Source organism: Micromonospora vinacea, assembly GCF_015751785.1.
In the GTDB taxonomy this organism is placed as follows: Bacteria; Actinomycetota; Actinomycetes; order Mycobacteriales; family Micromonosporaceae; genus Micromonospora; species Micromonospora vinacea.
Window position 1 is genome coordinate 1,829,983 of record NZ_JADOTY010000001.1, and the last position, 18,293, is coordinate 1,848,275.

General features: G+C 71.6%; 25 protein-coding genes. 13 read left to right on the forward strand and 12 right to left on the reverse strand.

Features of this window, described 5'->3' with window-relative positions; genetic code table 11:
* The first annotated feature begins 33 nt into the window (after positions 1-33).
* The 3 genes from IW249_RS08845 (at position 34) to pheA (ending at position 2,087) form a co-directional block, all read left to right on the forward strand.
* Positions 34-423 (forward strand): ACT domain-containing protein, encoded by a 390-nt coding sequence (locus IW249_RS08845; RefSeq protein ID WP_196920291.1) that lies wholly within the window; start codon positions 34-36, stop codon positions 421-423.
* Between the two features lie 205 nt (positions 424-628).
* On the forward strand, positions 629-1,123 hold the full coding sequence (locus IW249_RS08850; RefSeq protein WP_196920292.1) for a hypothetical protein: 495 nt from the start codon (positions 629-631) through the stop codon (positions 1,121-1,123).
* A gap of 10 nt (positions 1,124-1,133) precedes the next feature.
* Complete coding sequence (gene pheA, locus IW249_RS08855) at positions 1,134-2,087, forward strand: prephenate dehydratase (RefSeq protein ID WP_196920293.1); 954 nt, start codon at positions 1,134-1,136, stop codon at positions 2,085-2,087.
* 49 nt (positions 2,088-2,136) lie between these two features.
* Here pheA and IW249_RS08860 read toward each other — a convergent pair whose 3' ends face one another.
* From IW249_RS08860 to IW249_RS08870, 3 genes are all read right to left on the reverse strand, one after another.
* Positions 2,137-2,859, reverse strand: a complete 723-nt coding sequence (locus tag IW249_RS08860; RefSeq protein WP_196920294.1) for an AIM24 family protein — start codon at positions 2,857-2,859, stop codon at positions 2,137-2,139.
* A gap of 129 nt (positions 2,860-2,988) precedes the next feature.
* Positions 2,989-3,336, reverse strand: a complete 348-nt coding sequence (locus IW249_RS08865; protein WP_196924705.1) for a metallopeptidase family protein — start codon at positions 3,334-3,336, stop codon at positions 2,989-2,991.
* 149 nt (positions 3,337-3,485) lie between these two features.
* Entirely contained in the window at positions 3,486-3,917 is a 432-nt protein-coding gene (locus tag IW249_RS08870) for an OsmC family protein (protein WP_196920295.1), read from the reverse strand.
* A 131-nt stretch (positions 3,918-4,048) separates the two neighbouring features.
* On the opposite strand from IW249_RS08870, the gene IW249_RS08875 reads away from it, so the two are divergent.
* The 3 genes from IW249_RS08875 to IW249_RS08885 all read left to right on the forward strand — a co-directional run bounded on the left by IW249_RS08875 (position 4,049) and on the right by IW249_RS08885 (position 6,685).
* Positions 4,049-4,789: a hypothetical protein gene (locus IW249_RS08875; RefSeq protein WP_196920296.1), complete on the forward strand. Its 741-nt coding sequence runs from the start codon at positions 4,049-4,051 to the stop codon at positions 4,787-4,789.
* Between the two features lie 262 nt (positions 4,790-5,051).
* Positions 5,052-5,873, forward strand: coding sequence for an HAD family hydrolase (locus IW249_RS08880; protein WP_196920297.1), 822 nt, complete (start codon positions 5,052-5,054; stop codon positions 5,871-5,873).
* On the forward strand, positions 5,873-6,685 hold the full coding sequence (locus IW249_RS08885; RefSeq protein ID WP_196920298.1) for an HAD family hydrolase: 813 nt from the start codon (positions 5,873-5,875) through the stop codon (positions 6,683-6,685). The genes IW249_RS08880 and IW249_RS08885 overlap by 1 nt, the downstream gene beginning before the upstream one ends.
* A gap of 2 nt (positions 6,686-6,687) precedes the next feature.
* Here IW249_RS08885 and IW249_RS08890 read toward each other — a convergent pair whose 3' ends face one another.
* Positions 6,688-7,290, reverse strand: a complete 603-nt coding sequence (locus tag IW249_RS08890) for a bacterial proteasome activator family protein (protein ID WP_196920299.1) — start codon at positions 7,288-7,290, stop codon at positions 6,688-6,690.
* Positions 7,291-7,374: 84 nt separating this feature from the next.
* Between IW249_RS08890 and IW249_RS08895 the strand changes: the two genes are divergently transcribed.
* Together IW249_RS08895 and IW249_RS08900 are read left to right on the forward strand one after the other, a co-directional pair.
* Positions 7,375-8,172, forward strand: coding sequence for an alpha/beta hydrolase family protein (locus IW249_RS08895; protein ID WP_196920300.1), 798 nt, complete (start codon positions 7,375-7,377; stop codon positions 8,170-8,172).
* A gap of 80 nt (positions 8,173-8,252) precedes the next feature.
* Positions 8,253-9,440, forward strand: a complete 1,188-nt coding sequence (locus tag IW249_RS08900) for an ABC transporter substrate-binding protein (RefSeq protein WP_196920301.1) — start codon at positions 8,253-8,255, stop codon at positions 9,438-9,440.
* 67 nt (positions 9,441-9,507) lie between these two features.
* On the opposite strand, the gene ddaH is transcribed toward IW249_RS08900, so the two are convergent.
* A complete protein-coding gene (ddaH, locus tag IW249_RS08905; RefSeq protein ID WP_196920302.1) occupies positions 9,508-10,341 on the reverse strand; it encodes a dimethylargininase in 834 nt (277 codons plus the stop codon).
* Positions 10,342-10,400: 59 nt separating this feature from the next.
* Between ddaH and IW249_RS08910 the strand changes: the two genes are divergently transcribed.
* Together IW249_RS08910 and IW249_RS08915 are read left to right on the forward strand one after the other, a co-directional pair.
* Complete coding sequence (locus tag IW249_RS08910; RefSeq protein ID WP_030331732.1) at positions 10,401-10,865, forward strand: Lrp/AsnC family transcriptional regulator; 465 nt, start codon at positions 10,401-10,403, stop codon at positions 10,863-10,865.
* Between the two features lie 71 nt (positions 10,866-10,936).
* Positions 10,937-11,893 carry a zinc-binding dehydrogenase gene (locus IW249_RS08915; protein ID WP_196920303.1) on the forward strand — a complete coding sequence of 319 codons (957 nt, stop codon included), beginning with the start codon at positions 10,937-10,939 and terminating at the stop codon, positions 11,891-11,893.
* A gap of 7 nt (positions 11,894-11,900) precedes the next feature.
* On the opposite strand, the gene IW249_RS08920 is transcribed toward IW249_RS08915, so the two are convergent.
* The 3 genes from IW249_RS08920 to IW249_RS08930 all read right to left on the reverse strand — a co-directional run bounded on the left by IW249_RS08920 (position 11,901) and on the right by IW249_RS08930 (position 14,146).
* Positions 11,901-13,007, reverse strand: a complete 1,107-nt coding sequence (locus IW249_RS08920) for a T3SS (YopN, CesT) and YbjN peptide-binding chaperone 1 (protein ID WP_196920304.1) — start codon at positions 13,005-13,007, stop codon at positions 11,901-11,903.
* 81 nt (positions 13,008-13,088) lie between these two features.
* A complete protein-coding gene (locus IW249_RS08925) occupies positions 13,089-13,355 on the reverse strand; it encodes a DUF6457 domain-containing protein (RefSeq protein WP_196920305.1) in 267 nt (88 codons plus the stop codon).
* Positions 13,352-14,146, reverse strand: coding sequence for an NTP transferase domain-containing protein (locus tag IW249_RS08930; RefSeq protein WP_372433033.1), 795 nt, complete (start codon positions 14,144-14,146; stop codon positions 13,352-13,354). The genes IW249_RS08925 and IW249_RS08930 overlap by 4 nt, the downstream gene beginning before the upstream one ends.
* 101 nt (positions 14,147-14,247) lie before the next feature.
* Here IW249_RS08930 and fdhD point away from each other — a divergent pair, with 101 nt between their 5' ends.
* A complete protein-coding gene (gene fdhD, locus IW249_RS08935; RefSeq protein WP_196920307.1) occupies positions 14,248-15,114 on the forward strand; it encodes a formate dehydrogenase accessory sulfurtransferase FdhD in 867 nt (288 codons plus the stop codon).
* A 13-nt stretch (positions 15,115-15,127) separates the two neighbouring features.
* Here the strand turns inward: fdhD and IW249_RS08940 are convergent, their stop codons facing one another.
* Positions 15,128-15,844, reverse strand: a complete 717-nt coding sequence (locus tag IW249_RS08940) for a GAP family protein (RefSeq protein ID WP_196920308.1) — start codon at positions 15,842-15,844, stop codon at positions 15,128-15,130.
* A gap of 180 nt (positions 15,845-16,024) precedes the next feature.
* A complete protein-coding gene (locus tag IW249_RS08945; RefSeq protein ID WP_196920309.1) occupies positions 16,025-16,270 on the reverse strand; it encodes a flavin reductase in 246 nt (81 codons plus the stop codon).
* Between the two features lie 251 nt (positions 16,271-16,521).
* Between IW249_RS08945 and IW249_RS08950 the strand changes: the two genes are divergently transcribed.
* Both IW249_RS08950 and IW249_RS08955 read left to right on the forward strand, forming a co-directional pair.
* The gene (locus IW249_RS08950) at positions 16,522-17,271 is read left to right on the forward strand and encodes a Scr1 family TA system antitoxin-like transcriptional regulator (RefSeq protein WP_196920310.1); all 750 of its coding nucleotides are present in this window, start codon (positions 16,522-16,524) and stop codon (positions 17,269-17,271) included.
* The gene (locus IW249_RS08955; protein WP_196924706.1) at positions 17,268-17,462 is read left to right on the forward strand and encodes a DUF397 domain-containing protein; all 195 of its coding nucleotides are present in this window, start codon (positions 17,268-17,270) and stop codon (positions 17,460-17,462) included. The genes IW249_RS08950 and IW249_RS08955 overlap by 4 nt, the downstream gene beginning before the upstream one ends.
* Before the next feature lie 138 nt (positions 17,463-17,600).
* Here IW249_RS08955 and IW249_RS08960 read toward each other — a convergent pair whose 3' ends face one another.
* Positions 17,601-17,999 (reverse strand): hypothetical protein, encoded by a 399-nt coding sequence (locus IW249_RS08960; protein ID WP_196920311.1) that lies wholly within the window; start codon positions 17,997-17,999, stop codon positions 17,601-17,603.
* Positions 17,996-18,247 carry a hypothetical protein gene (locus IW249_RS08965; protein WP_091396709.1) on the reverse strand — a complete coding sequence of 84 codons (252 nt, stop codon included), beginning with the start codon at positions 18,245-18,247 and terminating at the stop codon, positions 17,996-17,998. Before IW249_RS08965 ends, IW249_RS08960 begins: the two co-directional genes overlap by 4 nt.
* Positions 18,248-18,293 lie beyond the last annotated feature (46 nt).

Sequence of the window (18,293 nt, forward strand, 5' to 3'; positions counted from 1 at the left end):
GGTGGGCCCACACGAAGGCCGTAGGGTGCCCTCATGCTCGATATCGCTCTGCTGCCGGGGGAATACGCTGTGTGCCGGTTGCCGGCCGGCACCACAGTGCCGTACGCGCTGTCGAGTGGGCTGCGCGGCGCGGACGTGGTGACGGTGAGCTGGACCTCCGACGGGATCTCCGTGATCTGCCCGGCCGACCGGGCACCTGCGCAGGCCGTGCTGGAAACGACCTGGCGCTGCCTCCGGGTCACCGCCCCGGTGGCGCTGGCCGCCACCGGCAGCCTGGCCGCGCTCGTCGACCCGCTCGCCGAGGCCCGGGTCAGCGCCGTCACCTTCTCCACGTTCGACACCGACTACCTGCTGGTGCCGACCGTCCGGCTCGCCGAGGGCACCGCCGCGCTCCAGCGCGCCGGGCATCGCGTCACCGGCTGACCTTCACCCGACCGGCCGCTCACCCTACGATGGGCTCGGCCACCCCCGGCCGCGACGAATTCTCCGATGTCCCGAGGATCGGCCCGTGCCGTTCACCCCACCCCGCCCCGCGCCCCTCGCACCGCGGGCGATCCACACCCCACCTGCGGCTCCCGGCCGGGCAGCCGACCGTCTTCCCACGCGGACCATCTCCCGAGTCCTGCCGATGGCGCTCGTCGTCACGGCGCTGGCCGGCTGTGGCGCCCCACCCGGGCTGGGGGAGCCAAACGGCGTACCCACCCACAGCGCGACCCCGACGACGCCCGGCCCGAGCACCACGCCGACGACCCCGCCGGCCACCGCGCCCTCTCCCGGCACGGTCACGCCCACCCCGGACGCCGGGTTGGTCGCGACGGCCTGCCGCAACGGGCCGACCGGCCAGCGGGTGCTGCAACTGTTGCGTGGCCAGGCCGGAGTGCTACCGGCGAACGTCCGGGTCCAGGTCCGCACCGGGCCACTCTGTGCCGCTGATTGGCAGTTCACGGTGCTGGCGGTGACCGGGCACGAGGAACTCCAGGTGGTCACCCGGGGCAAACCCACCGCCCCGGTGCTGGTCACCGCCGGCACGGACGTCTGCACCATCGAAGTACGCGCCACCAGCCCGGCCGGGATCCGCACCCTCGCCTGCGACGCCGGCCCGGCCATCGGGCCGGGTGCGTAGGCTGATCGGCATGCCGGGAACACCGCCGACACGTTTCGTCTTCCTCGGGCCGGAGGGCACCTTCGCCGAGCAGGCACTGCGCTCCGTACCCGCCGCCGAGCGCGGCACCCGTACGCCCGCCCGCAGCGTCGGAGAGGCGCTGGACAGCGTCCGCGCCGGCGACGCCGACGCCGCGCTGGTGCCACTGGAGAACTCGATTGGCGGCGCGGTGGGCGTCACGCTGGACGAGATGGCCGAGGGCGAGCCGTTGGTGATCACCCGGGAGGTGATCCTGTCGGTGGAGTTCGTGCTCGCCGCGCGGCCCGGCACCTCGCTGACGTCGATCCGCACCGTGGCGGCCCATCCACAGGCGTCCACCCAGTGCCGGGGCTGGCTGCGCGACCACCTGCCCGACGCCGTGGTGGTCGACGTGCTCTCCAACGGCGCGGCCGCCGCCGGTGCCGGCGCGGGTGAGTACGACGCGGCGATCTGCGCTCCGATCGGAGCCGCACGGCACCGACTCACCACACTTGCCGACAAGATCGCCGATCACCCTGACGCGGTGACCCGGTTCGCGCTGGTGTCCCGCCCCGGGCCGCCACCGCCGCCGACCGGTGACGACCTCACCTCGCTCGCCGTCTACATCGCCCACGACCGGGTCGGCGCGCTGCTGTCCGTGCTGATGGAGTTGGCCGTCCGGGGGGTCAACCTGACCCGGATCGAGTCCCGTCCGACCGGCGAGGCGCTGGGCCGGTACGTCTTCTTCCTGGACTGCACCGGTCACGTGGCCGACGTACGCCTGGGCGAGGCGTTGCAGGGGCTCCGGAGGGTCTGTGCCGACGTCCGCTTCCTGGGCTCCTATCCCCGGCACCGGTGGGCCGAGGCGGGCGAACGCCCGGTGCCCGCGCCGGCGGGCCTCTCCGACGTCGACTACGCCGACGCGGCGGCCTGGCTGGCCCGCCTGCGTACCGGTGAGTTGACCTGAGCGGGGCGGGGGCGCCCCCGAAGATCGGAGCGCCCCGCGCCACTGCCGATCAGCTCAGCAGACCGCCGAGCAGACCGCCCTCCTGCTGCTGCTGGCCGCTGCCCAGGACCGGCGGTTCCTCGGACGGCTGCACCACCACGAAGCCCTGACCGGCGAAGCTCATCGTGAACGACTCGCCGGTGCGACGGCCGAGCAGTGTGCCGAGGCCGAGCTGCTCGGCCCGGTGGTAGCCGGTCTGGAGGTTCGCCGACCAGCAGACCGCGGCCTGCGGGTCGACGTACGTCGGGGCGTCCACGTTCAGCACGACCGGGGTGCCCTTGGTGGTGATGGCGATCCGCCCGTAGCCGCTGAACACACAGTTGAAGAGACCGGACGAGGACGCCATCCCGGCGCCGCCGACCATCCTGATGTCGTACTGGAGGGTGGAGTCGAAGGCGAGCACGCTGCTGCCGTTGATGGAGAGGGCGTCGCCCGGCTCCAGGTCGATGATGTGCACGTCCTTGGCCAGCTCGGCGAGGAAGACGTCACCCTGGCCGGAGACCTTCATCAGCGGGACGCCCTCGCCGGTGAGCTTCTGCTTGAGGAACTTGCCGAGCCCGCCTGAGCCCAGTGCCTGGAACTGCACGTTCCCCTGGTAGGCGACCATCGACCCGACCCGGGCCATCGCCTCGCCGTTGAGCTCGATCTTCAACATCTTGGAGTTCTGCAACCGCATGCCGGGCTGCGCGGACTCCTTCTCCAGATTCTCCGCGGAGAACAGCTCGCTGCGCATGAAAGGGCCTCCTGAATAGGGTCGCGTTCGCTGCACCGACGGTAGGCGACCTCGGCAAGCACCGGCCATCGACCGGGCGGCGCGGCGCGGCGCGTTCGTGTGGCACGGGCGGGCGTCGAGCGGCGGGGTTCAGCCCCAGCCGAGCGCGTGCAACCGCGCGTCGTCGATGCCGAAGTGGTGGGCGATCTCGTGCACCACTGTCACCGCCACCTCGTCGATGACGTCCTCGTCGTTGTCGCAGATCCGCAGGATCGGACGGCGATAGATGAAGATCCGGTCGGGCAGTACGCCGGAGTAGTCCCAACCGCGCTCGGTGAGCGCATGCCCCTCGTAGAGGCCGAGCAGGTCGACCTCGCCCGGTGGCGGGTCGTCCTCGACCAGGATCACCACGTTGTTCATCAGGCCGAGCAGTTCTTCGGGCACCTCGTCGAGGGCTTCGCCGACCAACTCCTCGAAGCGCTCACGGCTCATCTCCACCGGCACCTCGCCCATTGTGCCCGACGCGGGGGCACGGGGCCCGGTCCTGCTGGACGACCGGGGCCGTCACCCGCACATGCACGGAAGAAGCGACCACCCGGGACCGGGCGGAGGCTCCTTCCGTGGACGTACGGTCTGGGTCTGCCCGCTCAGGCGGCCAGGCGGGCGTTGAGGGTGATCTCGGCACCCGGCGAGAGCAGGCGGGAGATCGGGCAGTTGGCCTTGGCGGCCTCGGCGAGCTTCTGGAACTCGGCCTCGTCGATCCCCGGGACCTGGCCGACGGTCTCCAGCTCGATCCGGGTCACGGTCATGCCAGCGTCGGTCTTGTCCAGGTGCACCTTGGCGGTGGTCTCGACCGAGGTGGCCGTGGAGCCCGCGTCGGCAAGCCCCTTGGAGAACGCCATCGAGAAGCAGCCGGCGTGCGCTGCGGCGATCAGCTCCTCGGGGTTGGTGCCCTCACCCTCCTCGAAGCGCGACTTGAAGGAGTAGTTGCCGGACAGGCCGCCCTTACCGGTGCGGATGGTGCCCGCGCCCTCGGTGAGATTGCCCTGCCATTGTGCTGAAGCGGTACGGATAGGCATGAGGCAAACGCTAGCGGAAAGGCGACCGCCGAGCGACAGACCGGCGCGCTCGCCAGCCCTGCGATCCCTGTCACCACCAGCTTGCTGTGCCATGATGCGACCCAGGTCCGTGACCGGCGGAAGGGTGGCCGATGTCCGAGGAGCTTCCAATCCCGCGGCAGGGCGACCGGTCCGAGTCCCCGGCCGTGATCGAGTGGGGTGCCGTCGACCCGGCCCCGCGACGCCGCTTCGGTTGGTCCCTGGCCGACTTCGCGCGGGATCCGCGACTGCCTCTGCTGCTGGCCGGTCTGGGCGCGGTGGCCGCGATCGCCTCGCTGGTCGGTGAGTGGCTGGTGATGAGCCTGCCGAACGGCGGGCCCGAGGGGAACGCGACGATCGAGGTGCCCGCCGGGGTGTCCGAGGTCGGTGGCTTCGGGGTTGGCTACCTGGTTGGGCTCCTCGCCCTCGTCTGCGCCGTGGCGCTGGCGTTGCGCGGCACGGCGGCCGTGCGGCCGAACGCCCGGCTGGCCGGCCTCACAGTGGCCGGTGCCCTGCTGGCGCTGCTGGTGGCCGCCACCGCCTCTTTCGACAACCCTGGTCAGCGAAACTTCTTCTACTCACCTCAGGATGGCTTCCAGGTCGAGTACGGCCGCGGGCTGGTGATGGCGTTCGCCGCCTGTGTGCTGTTCGCCGCCGCCCTGCGGCTGGCGCCCGCCGCACCCGCTGGCGCGTTCGCCGGGCCAGCAGACGACGACCGTCCCGCCGACGCCCCGGCAGCGCGCCCCTGGCGCCGCCGCCGAGACCACCACCCGGTCGAGGACGGCCTCCCGGCCCCAGCCGACCTGACGGTCACCCCAGCCGCCCCCTTCGCCCGCCCCGACCCCCACTCCTGACCCCCACCCCCACCCCATACCGCGTCGATCTTGCAGTTGCTGTCCCGACACAGGGCGCATAAACCCGCAAAACGGCAACTGAAAGTGCAAGATCGCGCGGACGGTGGAGGACATCTTGTGGGTGCCCGGGGTTGGCGCCCGATTCGCCTGGAAGCCATGGATGCGACCCGTTCCGCGAGGTACGGTTGCTGCCCGCCGTCACGCCCGGGCCTCGGTTTCCTTGGCCGTGGCAGGTGCGACGGCGGCGGGCGAAGGAGGAACCATGACCCGCCCGGGACTGCCCAAGTTGATCGCGACCGACCTCGACGGGACGCTGGTCCGCAGCGATGACACCGTCTCCGCGTACACCCATGGGGTGCTCGACCGGGTGCGCGCCGCCGGGATTCCGGTGGTCGGCGCGACCGGACGCGGCCCTCGGTTGACCGAGTTGACCCGCAACGACATCCGCGCCGCCGACTTCCTGGTGATGGCCGGCGGTGGCCGGGTGGTCGATCAGAGCGACCCGACCGGCCCGGTGGTGCTCCGCGACGAGCGGCTGCCCGCCGAGGTGCTGGCCCGGCTCCTCGCCGACCTTGAGGCGGAGGTCGGCCCGCTGACCGTGATGGTCGAGGCGTCCGACGAGCACGACGCCCCGCTGTGGGGCGACTACCACGAGAACTGGCCCTACCAGGACCATTTCGAGGCGCGCACGCGCGACGAGTGCCTCGCCTGCGACGTGATCAAGGCGTTCGCCCGGACCGCCGACCACCACGTGGACGAGTTGCTGGCCGTGGCCCGCCGGATCGTCCCGCCGCAGGTCGCCACGCTCACCCAGGCCGGGCTCGGCTTCATCGAGATCTGCCCGCCCGGCGTCGACAAGGCGACCGGGCTGACAGTGGTGGCGCAGACCCTCGGGGTCGACCCGGCCGACGTACTGGTCTTCGGTGACATGCCCAACGACCTGCCAATGTTCGAGTGGGCCGGCTGGTCGCGGGTGGCCGTGGCCAACGCGCACCCCACGCTGCGCGCCGTCGCCGACGAGGTGACCTTGCGCAACGACGACGACGGGGTGGCGGTGTACCTGGACCGGCTACTGTCCCGGTAATGGGAGACACGCCCCGCCTCATCGCCACCGACATCGACGGCACGCTGATCCGCGACGACCACACCGTCAGCCCTCGCACCGCCGACCTGCTCGCGCGGATCTCCGCGCGAGGCACGCCGGTCGTCCTGGTCACCGGCCGTCCGGTCCGCTGGCTCAAGATGGTGTACGACCAGCTCGCCCGACCGCTGCCGGCGGTCTGCGCCAACGGCGCCGTGGTCTACGACCCGTTCGAGGACGAGGTGGTGCGGGCGGACCCGCTCGCCCCGCACCACCTGGCCGAGGTGGCCCGGAGGCTACGGGCCGAGGTGCCCGGGATCAGCTTCGCTGTGGAGATCCTGGACAGCCGGGAGATGCGGCACGAGGCGCACTACCCGCTGCGCTGGGACGCCGACGCCAACGGCATCCGGCCGATCGCGACGCCGGAGGAGTTGCTCTCGGCGCCGGCGGTGAAGCTCCTCGCCCGAGCGGGCGAGCAGGACCCGGATGCCTTCGCCGAGCTGATCGCCACGGCGGTGGCGGGGTTGGCCGAGGCCACGCACTCGTCCTCCTCCGGGCTGGTGGAGATCTCCGCGGCCGGGGTGACCAAGGCGGCGGGGCTGGCCTGGTACTGCGACCAGCTCGGGGTGGCCGCGGCGGACGTGCTGGCCTTCGGTGACATGCCCAACGACGTCCCGATGCTGACCTGGGCCGGTCGTGGCGTGGCGGTCGCCAACGCGCACCGCGCCGTCCTGGCGGTCGCCGACGACGTGACGACGGCGAACACCGAGGACGGCGTGGCGGCGTACCTGGAGAAGGTCTTCGGGGTGGACTGAGGTCAGAGGTACTGACCGGTGTTGTGACCCTCGCCGCCGCCCGGCTGGCCGATGCCCGGCATCCCGGGGACGACCCCGCCGGGGCCGCTGGGCAGCGCCTGCCGGCCGCCGCGCATCTGCTCCAGCTGCACCCGGGCGGCCATCTGCTGGGCCACCAGGGCCGCCTGGATGCCGTGGAACAGGCCCTCCAGCCAGCCGACGAGCTGGGCGTGCGCGATCCGCAGCTCGCCCTCACTCGGAGCCTTGTCCTCCGCGAAGGGCAGCGAGATGCGCTCCAGCTCGTCGCGCAGCTCGGGGGCGAGGCCCTCCTTGAGCTCGACGATCGACCGCTCGTGGATCTCCCGCATCCGGCTGCGGCTGGCGTCGTCGAGAGGTGCGGCCTTCACCTCCTCCAGCAACTGCTTGATCATGCTGCCGATCCGCATCACCTTGGCCGGCTGTTCGACCAGGCGGGTCGGGTCCTCACCCTGGCCCTCGTCGGTCTGCATCGTGCCGATCGGCCGGCCGTCCGGACCGACCACCACAACGGTGCCGGAGTGGCCGGAGTCGTCGGGGCCGGGCTCGTCGTTCTGTCCAGCGGAGCGCGCTTCGGTCATGGGGTCCATCTTTACCCAGCGGGCGCGAGCCATGCCGGCCGGGACCGACTCCCGGGGCCGAACCACCCGGGCGGGGCGCGCTACCGTCGCGCCATGCCTGTCGACCCGCGCGCCGTCTTGACCCGGCCCGCACCGGAGCCCGACCAGACGGTGGCGTACGGGGACGACCCGGATCAGGTGGCCGATCTGCGCCTCCCGCCGGGAACCGGGCCGGCCCGACCGCTGGTCGTCGTGCTGCACGGTGGGTTCTGGCGGGCCGAGTACGACCGGCGGCACACCGGCCCGCTGGCTGCGGCCGTCGCTGCTGCCGGTTACCCGGTGGCGCAGTTGGAGTACCGCCGCACCGGGCAGCCCGGAGGGGGCTGGCCGGGCACCCTGACCGACGTACTGGCCGGGGTGGCCAAGCTGCCGGCGCTGGCTGCCGAGGCCCTGCCCGGCCGGGTGAGCCGGGCCGCGCCGATCCTGGTCGGGCACTCCGCCGGCGGCCACCTGGCTCTCTTCGCGGCGGCCACCTCCCCGACGACGGTGAGCGGGGTGCTCGCGCTGGCGCCGGTGGCCGATCTGAGCGAGGCGTACCGGCGAGATCTGGACTCGGGCGCGGTCGCCGCGCTGCTCGGCGGCGGCCCGGCGCAGGTCCCGGACCGGTACGCGACGGCGGATCCACGGATGTTGGTACCGATACGAACACGCACAGTGGTTGTGCACGGCTCGGACGATCTCCAGGTTCCGGTGGAGATGAGCCGGGATTTCGTCGCGGAGGCGCGTGCCGCCGGTTCCGATATCTCCCTTGTTGAACTGCCTGGATGCGAGCATTTCGGGCTGATCGACCCGGAGGCCGTCGCCTGGCCTCACGTGCTTGCTGTGTTGCGGTCCTTGCACGATGATCACTAGCCATTGACGCAGCGTCGCGGACCAGGTAGAACGCCGGAGGGGCGGTGTTCGGCCCTGTAACGCTCCTTGGAAGGAACTCGGTGTCGCAGATGAATCGCAGGCGGGCGCTCCAACTGTTGGCCGCGCTCGGTACCACCGGGTTCGTCGCCGGGTGTGGCTCAGACAGTGACGCCGAGTCGACGGCCGACCGCAGCCCGATCAAGATCGGGTTGATCACGCCGCAGGCCGGTGGTTTCAAGAGCATCGGCGACGACATCACCAATGGCTTCCAGCTCTTCCTCGACCTGCACGACCAGCGGCTGGGCGGCCACCCGGTCGAACTGCTGACCGCCGACGAGGGCGACACCGCGAAGACGGGCAAGGCCGCCGTCGAGGGTCTACTCAAGCAGGGCGTGCTGGCGCTCACCGGCGTGGTCAACTCGGCGGTGATGGTCGGCATCAAGGACACCGTGGAGCAGGCCCGGGTCCCGCTGATCGGCTCCAACGCCTCACCGAGCAGCCTGCAGAGCGTGTTCTACATCTGGCGGACCTCGTACGTGCTCGACGAGGCCGGCAAGGCGCTGGGCCGCTACCTGCGCGAGCAACTGCCGGCGAACGGCCGGATCGCGATCATCATGCCGGAGAACGTCGGCAGCCCGGACGTCGTCCGCGGCTTCCGGCAGGAGTTCGGCGCGAGCGACTCCCGGATCCGCGACGCGGTGACCTACACCAACGCCACCTCCACCCCCGGCAAGACGACGTACTCCTCGGACATCACCAAGGCGCTGGCCAAGAACCCCACGGCGGTCTTCTGCTTCTTCGCCGGGGCGGCCGCTGTGGAGTTCATCAAGCAGCTGCGCGAGAAGTTCGCCGGGCCGATCTACGCACCCGGCTTCCTCACCGAGGGCACCGTGCTGGACAACCTGAAGGACAACGCGCTGGGCATCCAGACCGCGCTGAACTACTCGGCCGACCTGAACAACACCTCGAACCGGGTCTTCGCCTCGGCGTACCGCAAGAAGTACCAGGTCACCCCCACCACCTACGCGATGGCGTCGTACGACGCGGCGCAGGTGCTCGACCAGGCCATCCAGCTGACCGGTGGAAAGCCCACGCCGCAGCAGGTCAACCTGGCCCTGGGCAAGATCGGCCAGATCGACAGCCCGCGCGGCATCTGGCAGTTCAACCAGCCGCGCACCCCGCAGCAGAAGTGGTACCTGCGCGAGGTGCAGCGCGACGGTCAGGTCATGTCGAACGTGCTGATCAACGAGCTGGCCACGCTGGGCTGAACGCCCACCCGGAGCACGATTCGGGGCCGGTCTCCCACTGGGAGACCGGCCCCGAGACGTTCGCCTGTCAGTGCCGCAACTCGGCGATGCAGCACTTCACGCTGCCGCCGCCCTTCTTCAGCTCGGCCAGCTCGACGGGGACCGGGGTGTACCCGGCCGCCTTGAGCTTGCCGGCCAGGCGGGTGGCCTCGCTGTTGAGCACCACGTTCGCGCCGTCGCTGACCAGGTTGAGCCCGAAGGCCATGGCGTCCTCGTCGTCGGCGATCACCGCGTCCGGGAAGAGCTGGGTGAGCACCCGCTGGCTGGCCGCGGAGAACGCGCCCGGGAAGTAGACGACGTTCGTGTCGTCGATGGCCGCGAGCGCCACGTCCAGGTGGTAGAAGCGGGGGTCGATCAGGCGCAGCGACACCACCGGGCGGCCCAACGCCTCCTGCGCCTCCGCGTGCGCCGGGATCTCGGTGCGGAAGCCGTGCCCGGCCAGGATGAGCCCGCCGTGCGCCTCCGGCACGTAGGCGAAGTCGCCCTCGCCCTCGTTGGTCTCGCTGGGTGCGATGAACCGCCAGCCCTGCGCCTCGTAGAAGGCGTGGTGAGCGGCGGCCTCGGCGGCCCGCTGCTCGTGCTTGAACCGGGCGCCGTAGACGCTGCCGTCCACCATGAAGCCGCCGTTGGCGGCGTAGACCATGTCGGGCAGGCCCTGCTCGGGGCTGAGCAGGTGCACCTCGTGGCCGAGGCCGACCAGCGTCTCGCGCAGCCGGTCCCACTGCTTGACGGCCAGGTCCCGGTCGACCGGGGTGGTGACGTCCATCCACGGGTTGATCGCGTACTCGACCGCGAAGTACTCCGGCGAGCACATGAGATATGTCCGCTTTCGCGGGAAACGCTGCTGGTTCACGGTCACCAAGAGTAGGTACCGTGGAACTTTGAAAACAGCCACAAGTGTTGCTTCCCAGAGGCGGAACGTTGCAGATAGACGCGGTAGACCAGCGGATCATTGCGTTACTCGTCGCGGACGCCCGCGCGTCGTACGCCGACATCGGCGCTCGGGTGTCACTCTCCGCCCCAGCGGTCAAGCGCCGCGTCGACCGACTGCGCGCCACCGGCGTGATCAGGGGATTCACCGCCGTCGTTGACCCGGCCGCCGTCGGCTGGACCACCGAGGCGTTCGTCGAGCTGTTCTGCGCCGGCCGGACCACCCCCGCGCAGATCGGCGTGGCCGCCCGCCGACACCCCGAGGTGGTCGGCGCGTACACCGTCTCCGGGGAGGCGGACGCGCTCGTGCACCTGCGCGCCGCCGACATCGCCCATCTGGAGGCCGCGCTGGAGCGGCTGCGGGCCGAGTCCTTCGTGACCTCCACCCGCAGCACCATCGTGCTCTCCCGGCTGGTCGAATCGCCCGGCGTCGGCCCGTCCGCCGGCACCTCTTGACCTCAACCGAGGTTGAGGAGATGGACTGACCCCGAATGGGCAGACGGCCCATCGAGGCTGAGGGGACTGTCATGCGGGCGATCTGGTTACGGGAGTTCGGCGGACCCGAGGTGCTGGTGGCCGGCCCCGCACCCGACCCGGTGCCCGGCCCCGGCCAGGTGCTGATCGACGTCGTGCACGCGAACATCACCTTCATCGAGACGCAACTGCGCGCCGGTCGCCCCGGCCCGTTCCGCCTCACCCCACCGCTGATCCCCGGCAACGGCGTCGGCGGGGTGATCACGGCAGTCGGGTCGGACGTCGACCCGGCGTTGACCGGGCGACGGGTGGTCAGCGCCACCGGAGGTTCCGGCGGTTACGCCGAACGCGCGGCCGTGGACGCGTCCGCGCCGATCGCGGTGCCGGCCGGGCTTGCGCTGGACGCGGCGGTCGCGCTGCTGGCCGACGGACGGACCGCCACCATGCTGATCGAGGCGGTCGGCGTCCGCCCAGGCGACCGGGTGCTGGTGGAAGCCGCGGCCGGCGGTGTGGGCAGCCTGTTGGTGCAGCTCGCGACCCGGGCCGGAGCCCAGGTGATCGGCGCGGCCGGTGGGCGACGCAAGGTGGACCTGCTACCCGGCCTGGGCGCCGAGCTGGCCGTCGACTACCTGCTGCCCGAGTGGGCCGAGCAGGTCCGCGCGGCGGTCGGCGGGGTCGACGTGGTGCTCGACGGGGTCGGCGGTCCGGTGGCCCGGGCCGCCTTCGACCTGCTCTCCCCGGGCGGCCGGATGGTCAGCTTCGGGTTGGCGAGCGGCGAGTGGGCCCCGGTGTCGGCGGAGGCCGCCACGGCACGGCAGGTCACAGTGATCCGCCCGGACGTGCCACCCGCCCGGCTGCGGGCGTACACCGAACAGGCCCTGGCGGACGCGGCGGCCGGCCGCCTCCGACCGCTCATCGGCCAACGTTTCCCGCTGGAACGCGCCGCCGACGCGCACGCCGCCATCGAGGCGCGCGCGACGGTCGGCAAGACCCTGCTGGACGTGGCCTGACCGAGTCTCAGAGATACATGCCGGTGCGGTGCTCCGACTCGTCGCGTCGGACCGGCTTGTCACCCTCACCGAAGAACCGCTTGCCGCCGAACTCGCCGTGCAGACGGTCGTCCAACTCGTCGGCGAGGCCGGTCATCACCTGCACCGCCAGCATCAGATGGGTCGCCTGGAAGTTGCGACCGAACACCGGAATGGACGCCCAGACCGTGTCGTCGGCGCAGTAGAGGCGACCGATCGGCATCCGGTTCGTCAGTTCGGAGAGCTTCACGTAGAGCCGCTCGGTCGGCTCCACCTCGGTGAGCACCGGGGAGAAGACGTCCACCAGTGGCGGGTTGTCCCGCACCCGAACGAAGACCATCGCCGAGCCGGCGCGGATGGTGATGTCGCCGTCCGAGTCGATCTGCAACCGGTCGGTGTCCGACTTCAACATCGTGGAGACCACGGTACGGACCCGGTCTGCCAGGTCGAGCACGTCGTCCCGCTCGACCTGCGCGGCGGCCGCCTCGGCCAACGCCTCCTCAAGGTCCGCCTCGACGTCGGCGTCCGGACCGAACTCGCTGCGCGCGGTGCCCAGCGGCTCCACGGCCAGCGGCTCGCCCTCGGCGTCGTGCACCAGGTAGACGAGGAACGCCGGGTGCGGAGCACCGTAGACGTCCCGCAGCGTGCGGGAGAGCAGCGTGGCGACCTGGGTCGACTCGGCCGTCGTGGCGTTCAGCCCGAAGGAACCGCCGGAGCCGGCGACCACCCCGGGCGGAGACCAACCGAGCGCGACCATGTCCGCCACCGCACCCCGGTCCAGCCGGTAGCCCGCCGGCAGGGCTGCGTTCCCGACCGCGCGGGCGGACAACACCCGGTCCGCGTCCACGTCGACGCTTATCGAGTAGACGGCGTCCCCGGTGCCGGAGGCCGTGGGGTCCAGTGTCACGTCGAGGTGCGCGCCGACGGGAAGTTCCCGCAGCCGTACGGCGAGCGCCCGGGCGAACTCCCGCCACGCCTCGGTCACCTTCGCCCGCAGGTCGGTGGTGCTGGGCTCGTCGAGCAGGATCGATTCCGCCGGCTCAGTCGAAGCGCCGGGCAGCTCACCGTGCGGCGCCGAGGGGTGGTCAGCCGTCATGATCGCCTCCGTCCGTCACGATCACCCTACCCACGCCGCCCGGAGGTCGAATCAGCCCGGACCGGGATCGGACAGCGGCGGTCAGAGGGCCGTGGGGTCCGCAGGCTCGGCGTCCAACCCGACCGGCCAGGCGCCCGCCAGCGCGCTGAGCCGCGCCGCAGCGTCCGCCGGCTCCGCGCCCCGGCCAACCGCCAACCCCATCAGGTACGCGGTGACCGGTGCACCCGGACGCAGCACCTGGTGGGCGACGTCCCGGGCCAGGTCCAGCACCGCCGGCACCGGCACCGCGGCCGGGTCCAGGTCCAACTCGGCGCAGACCGCCGTGACCCAGTCGTCCATCACCGTCATCGCGCCCACTCCTCCGCCCGGCGTACGTCCTCGTCAGTGTCGCAGTCGAACCACGGCGGCGGGCCCTCGCCGGACCAGGCCACCTCCCGTACGACGAGACCGGCCAGCAGCGCCCGGACCGGGGCTCCGGCCAGACTGCCACCCCGCTCGACAGTCAGCCGGTCCACAGCCGCCCGCAGCGCGGCGACCCGCCAGACACCGCAGAGCGACTGCCGCCGCCCGTCCCCGTCCACGAAACACACCCCGTCAGGTCTCCGCTCGCCGTCGCCGGGGCCGCTGCGGGCCGGCGATGCAAAGCCACCGTGGGCCGGAGCGAGGCCGCTGTGGGCTGGCGATGCCGGAGCAGAGCCGCCACCCGCCGGTTCGGTGTCGACGTTCTCCTCGTCGAGGTGGTTCAGCAGGTCGCCGATCGCCGCCCGGGTGAGCAGCGGCAGGTCGGCGGCGAGCAGCGCGACCAGGCCGGCGTCGGGATCCAGCAGTGCCAGGCCGGCCGCCGCCGCGGCGACCGGGCCCCCGCCGGGCGGGTCCTCCCGGACGACAAGCACACCCGCTGGCACGGCGTCGGCCGCGCCGACCAGCACCCGCGGCGTCGCATCGGTGACGGCGGTCAGCACCCGGTCACGCATCGGCCGGCCGCCGACCGGAAGCGCGGGCTTGTCGACCCCGCCCATCCGTCGGGCGGCCCCACCCGCGAGCACCACGGCGGCGTACGTCCCCATCCGGCCACCGTAGCCGTGCCGCCGCTCGGTCGCGCCGACCCTGCCAGCCCGACCCCTCGCCCTGGTGATCATGAAGTTGTCGCTCGACACGCCGACGACACGCGCGGACAACCTCATGATCAACGCGCGGGGTTGAGGGCGGGTGGGGTCGGGGTGGGGTGGAGGATGGCGGGATGGGACGGGCAACTGATCGACGGGGCGTACTCCGGATCGACCTGGACGCGGCGACCGCCGGGCGCGGTTCGGTCCGCCGGCCGGACACGCTCGCCGTGGAGGAGCCGCTGGAGATCCGGGTCGGCGCGGCCGGCCCCGGCAAACGCCGGCCGCTCGCCGTCACCATGCGCACCCCCGGCGACGACCTGGACCTGGCCATCGGGTTCCTGTTGACCGAAGGGCTGATCAGGTCGACCGACGACGTGCTGACCGCGCAGCTCTGCGCCGGCGCGGAGACACCGAACACGTACAACGTGGTGGACGTGGTGCTCGCCCCCGGCGTACCGGAACCGACCACCGACCCGTCCCGGAACTTCTACACGACCAGTTCCTGCGGGGTCTGCGGCAAGGCCAGCATCGACGCGGTACGCACCCGGTCGCTCTTCCCGGTCGCGGCCGACCCGCTCAGCGTGCCGGCCGCGCTGCTCGCCGAACTACCCGACCGGTTGCGCGCCGCCCAGCGCGGCTTCGACCGGACCGGCGGGCTGCACGCGGCCGGCCTGTTCACCCCCGACGGTGAGCTCGTGGTGCTCCGGGAGGACGTGGGCCGGCACAACGCCGTGGACAAGGTGATCGGCTGGGCCGTGCGGGAACGACGACTGCCGCTCGCCGGGCACCTGCTGCTCGTCTCCGGGCGGGCCAGCTTCGAGCTGACCCAGAAGGCGTGGATGGCGGGGTTGCCGCTGCTGGCCGCGGTGTCCGCCCCGAGCACCCTCGCCGCCGAACTGGCCGACGAGGCGGGAATGACACTTGTCGGCTTCCTGCGCGGGCGGACCATGAACGTCTACACCGGGCCGCACCGGATCACTGTGCAGCAGCCAGCCTGACCCGAGCGGCCCGTCATCGCCCGATCCGATCGATCAGGTCGAAGAGGGAGAGCCGTGCGGCGGCGTCGCGGGCGATCAGGAAACCGGCGATGCCGAGGATCCAGCCCAACGCGCTGCCCGCCTTCGTGACGATCCAGGTGTTCAGGCGGGCCAGCACCGGCTCGACCAGTCGCGGGCGGGCCACCCGGGCACCCAGCAACAACACCGCCGGCAGCACCATGACCAGGCAGTATCCGGTGAGCAACCCCACCACGCTGGCCGCTCCCACCCCCGAGGTGGCCAACAGGCCCACCGCACCGAGGTACGGGAGCATGGTCGCCACCTCGGCGAGCGCCGCGAGCAGCGCCAGCCCGACCAACCAGCGGGCCGAGGAGTCTCCGGCGGTGGCCCGGTCCCGCCAGCGCAACACACCACCGGTACGGGGACGCCGCTTGCCGTCGTAGCGGAAGCTGAGCGCCAGCATCCCCACGCCCAGGACGAGTTGCGCCCAGAGGACACCACGGTTGTCCAGGGCGCCACCCAGCGCGTCGCCCAACGTGCTGCCGCCCCAGACCAGCAGCAGCCCCACAGCGAGGTAGAACGCCGCGATGGTGGCGAGGTAGCCCAGGATCCGCCGGACGTTGACCGGCCCGGGGGCGAGCAGCAACCAGACCGGGATGAAGAGGGTGCCGATGCTGGTGCTGTCGATCAACGCCAGCCCGGCCAGCGACAGCAGCAACTCGGGGGTCATGTCGTACCAACACGGAGAACAGCCACGAGATCAATTCTCCGGCGGCGCTGGCCCTGCCGCGTCGGCCGTGGACAGGAGCAACGCGTACATCCTTCGACGGAGGGCGACGCCGGAGGTACCCGCCCCGGGCGATCGACCTCGGGGGACGAGGGATCAGCGCCGGGGCGGGAGTCGGCGGGGCTATCGAGCCTTGACCCAGCCGGTGAAACGTTCGGTCAGGCCCTCCGGAGTCTTGCCGCCGTACAGCTCGGTGAGGTGTTCGGTTGCTTCGGCTTGCAGTGCCTTCAGGTGCTCGATCAGCTCGTCGGGTCGACCGCGGTAGCGGCCGAGCAGGCGCAGTTTCGCGGCCGAGCAGGGCCAGGCGATCCCGCAGGTGCGGCAGCGCCAGGCTGGCTTGAGCAGGGGGTGTTCCGTGTCGTCGGTCATCGGCCAGCCCGCACTGGTTCGCGCCGCGTCGTGGGCTCCGGCTTGTCCGGCATGTCTCCTCCTCGTCGTTGGGAGGGGCCGCCCCTGAGTGCTCGCCCACGAGGCGGCCCCGGTACGAACGCGACCGCCGGGTCTCGGGTAGTCCCTGCCGGCCGCGCCGTCTCAGACGCACACTTCCAAGGGTTGCCAGCCGAATACACTGCGTAGCAATATCTCCTGTGGACGTCTCGGACGAACTAGAGGGGACACGGATGAATCGCGCAGTCGCTGAAGCGATGTCGAAATCCGGCCTGACCGCCGACAGCCTCGCCGCCCAGATCGGGGTTGATCCCAAGACGGCGGCCAAGTGGGCGAACCCGGGACGGATTCCGCAGACTCGGCACCGGTCGAAGGTCGCCGAGGTCCTGGGCCGCGACGAGGGCGAACTCTGGCCCGACCTGTACAAGCGGCGCGAGCCGGCGTGGTTCCGGCCCTGGACGGATATCGAGCGTGAGGCCGTGGGTCTCCGGTACTACGAGTCGGCGGTTATCCCCGGTCTCCTACAGACCGAGGCGTACGCGCGAGCCGTGTTGAGCAGCGGACTCTGGGCCGACGACGACCTGGAGGCCCACGTGGAGACGCGCCTCCGCCGCCAGGCTGACGTGTTCGACCGGCCTCGGCCACCGTTGAGTGTCTTCGTCATCGACGAGGCCGCGCTGCGTCGGGGAAGACCCGACATCATGGCCGCCCAGCTCGACCATCTGATCGCGCTCGCCGAGCGGCCGGCCGTGATGATCCACGTCCTCCCCCTGACGGCCGGTTTCCACCCCGGCCAGGCCGGGCCGTTCGTCATCGCCAGCACACCGGACGGCGGCGATGTCGGCTACCTCGACGACCAGGCGGCCGGACGCCTCACTAATGAGGTTGCTCCACTCTGGGCGGTCTGGGATAGCGTGAGGTCGTTAGCGCTACCGCGAGACCTGACCATCGACCTGATGAGAGCGCGAGCATGGATGACCTGACCGGCGCCCGCTGGCGCAAGAGCACCCGCAGCAGCTCGAACGGCGGCAACTGCGTCGAGGTGGCCGACAACCTGCCCGGTGTCGTGCTCGTGCGCGACACCAAGGACCGGGACGGCGGCACGCTGACCTTCGAGCCGACCGCCTGGGCGGGCTTCGTCGGCCTGGCAAAGAAGATCGGCCCCGTCGGCTAGGTCTCGCCCCGGCACGCACTGACCCATGATCGACTCGGGTTTGCTGATATCGGGGTGTCCCGCCAGCGGGGATAACCCGACATCCGTGAAGCGGAGTCGAGACGCCGCGCGTCGACGGCTTCTTCGCCCGGTCGCCCGTCACGCCAGGTCGAGAATGCTCCACCTGGTGGGGAGGACCTTCGCCGCCGCCTCGGGTTGGACGGTCGCGTAGTGCGCCTCGTGGGTGAGTGCAGCACGGGCGGCATGGCCGAGCGAGATGTCTCCGTCCACGGCGCGGGCCAGCTTGCCGGTGTCGCGCACGTCCTCGGCGTCGAGCGGCAGCAGGCGGATCATCGGGGCGGTCATCATCACGCCCAGTAACGCGGCGTCGATCTCGTCGGCCACGCTCGCGAAGGCAACCGCCAGGCAGGTCGCCGGAATGGCCACCTGCCGACCCTCGTCGGCGACCTCCAGCATCAACTCCCCCACCGAGACGTTGCCCTCGAGGTAGGCCGTCAAGGCCGACGCGTCGAACACGACAGCGATCTCATCGCTCATCCGGCCCTGCCCAGCATCCGGCGCCCCTCGGCCAGGGCGTCCGCCGGAATGGGTGTCGCCAGCCTCTCCCGCCACCGCGCCCTACCCGCCTCGGTCACCTCGATGCCGGCCCGCCGCAGCACCTCATGAAGGTGCGTGCCGTCCATCTGGGCCCGCACCGCCGCAGTGATGGCCGCCGAGACGTTGGGCTGCTGGTCGAGCCATTCCGCGACGTCGTCGGGGAGGCTCACGGAGCGCTTCACTGTCATGTTCGCCAGCGTATCAATTCCGGTGGCACCGTCGGTATTACCGCGT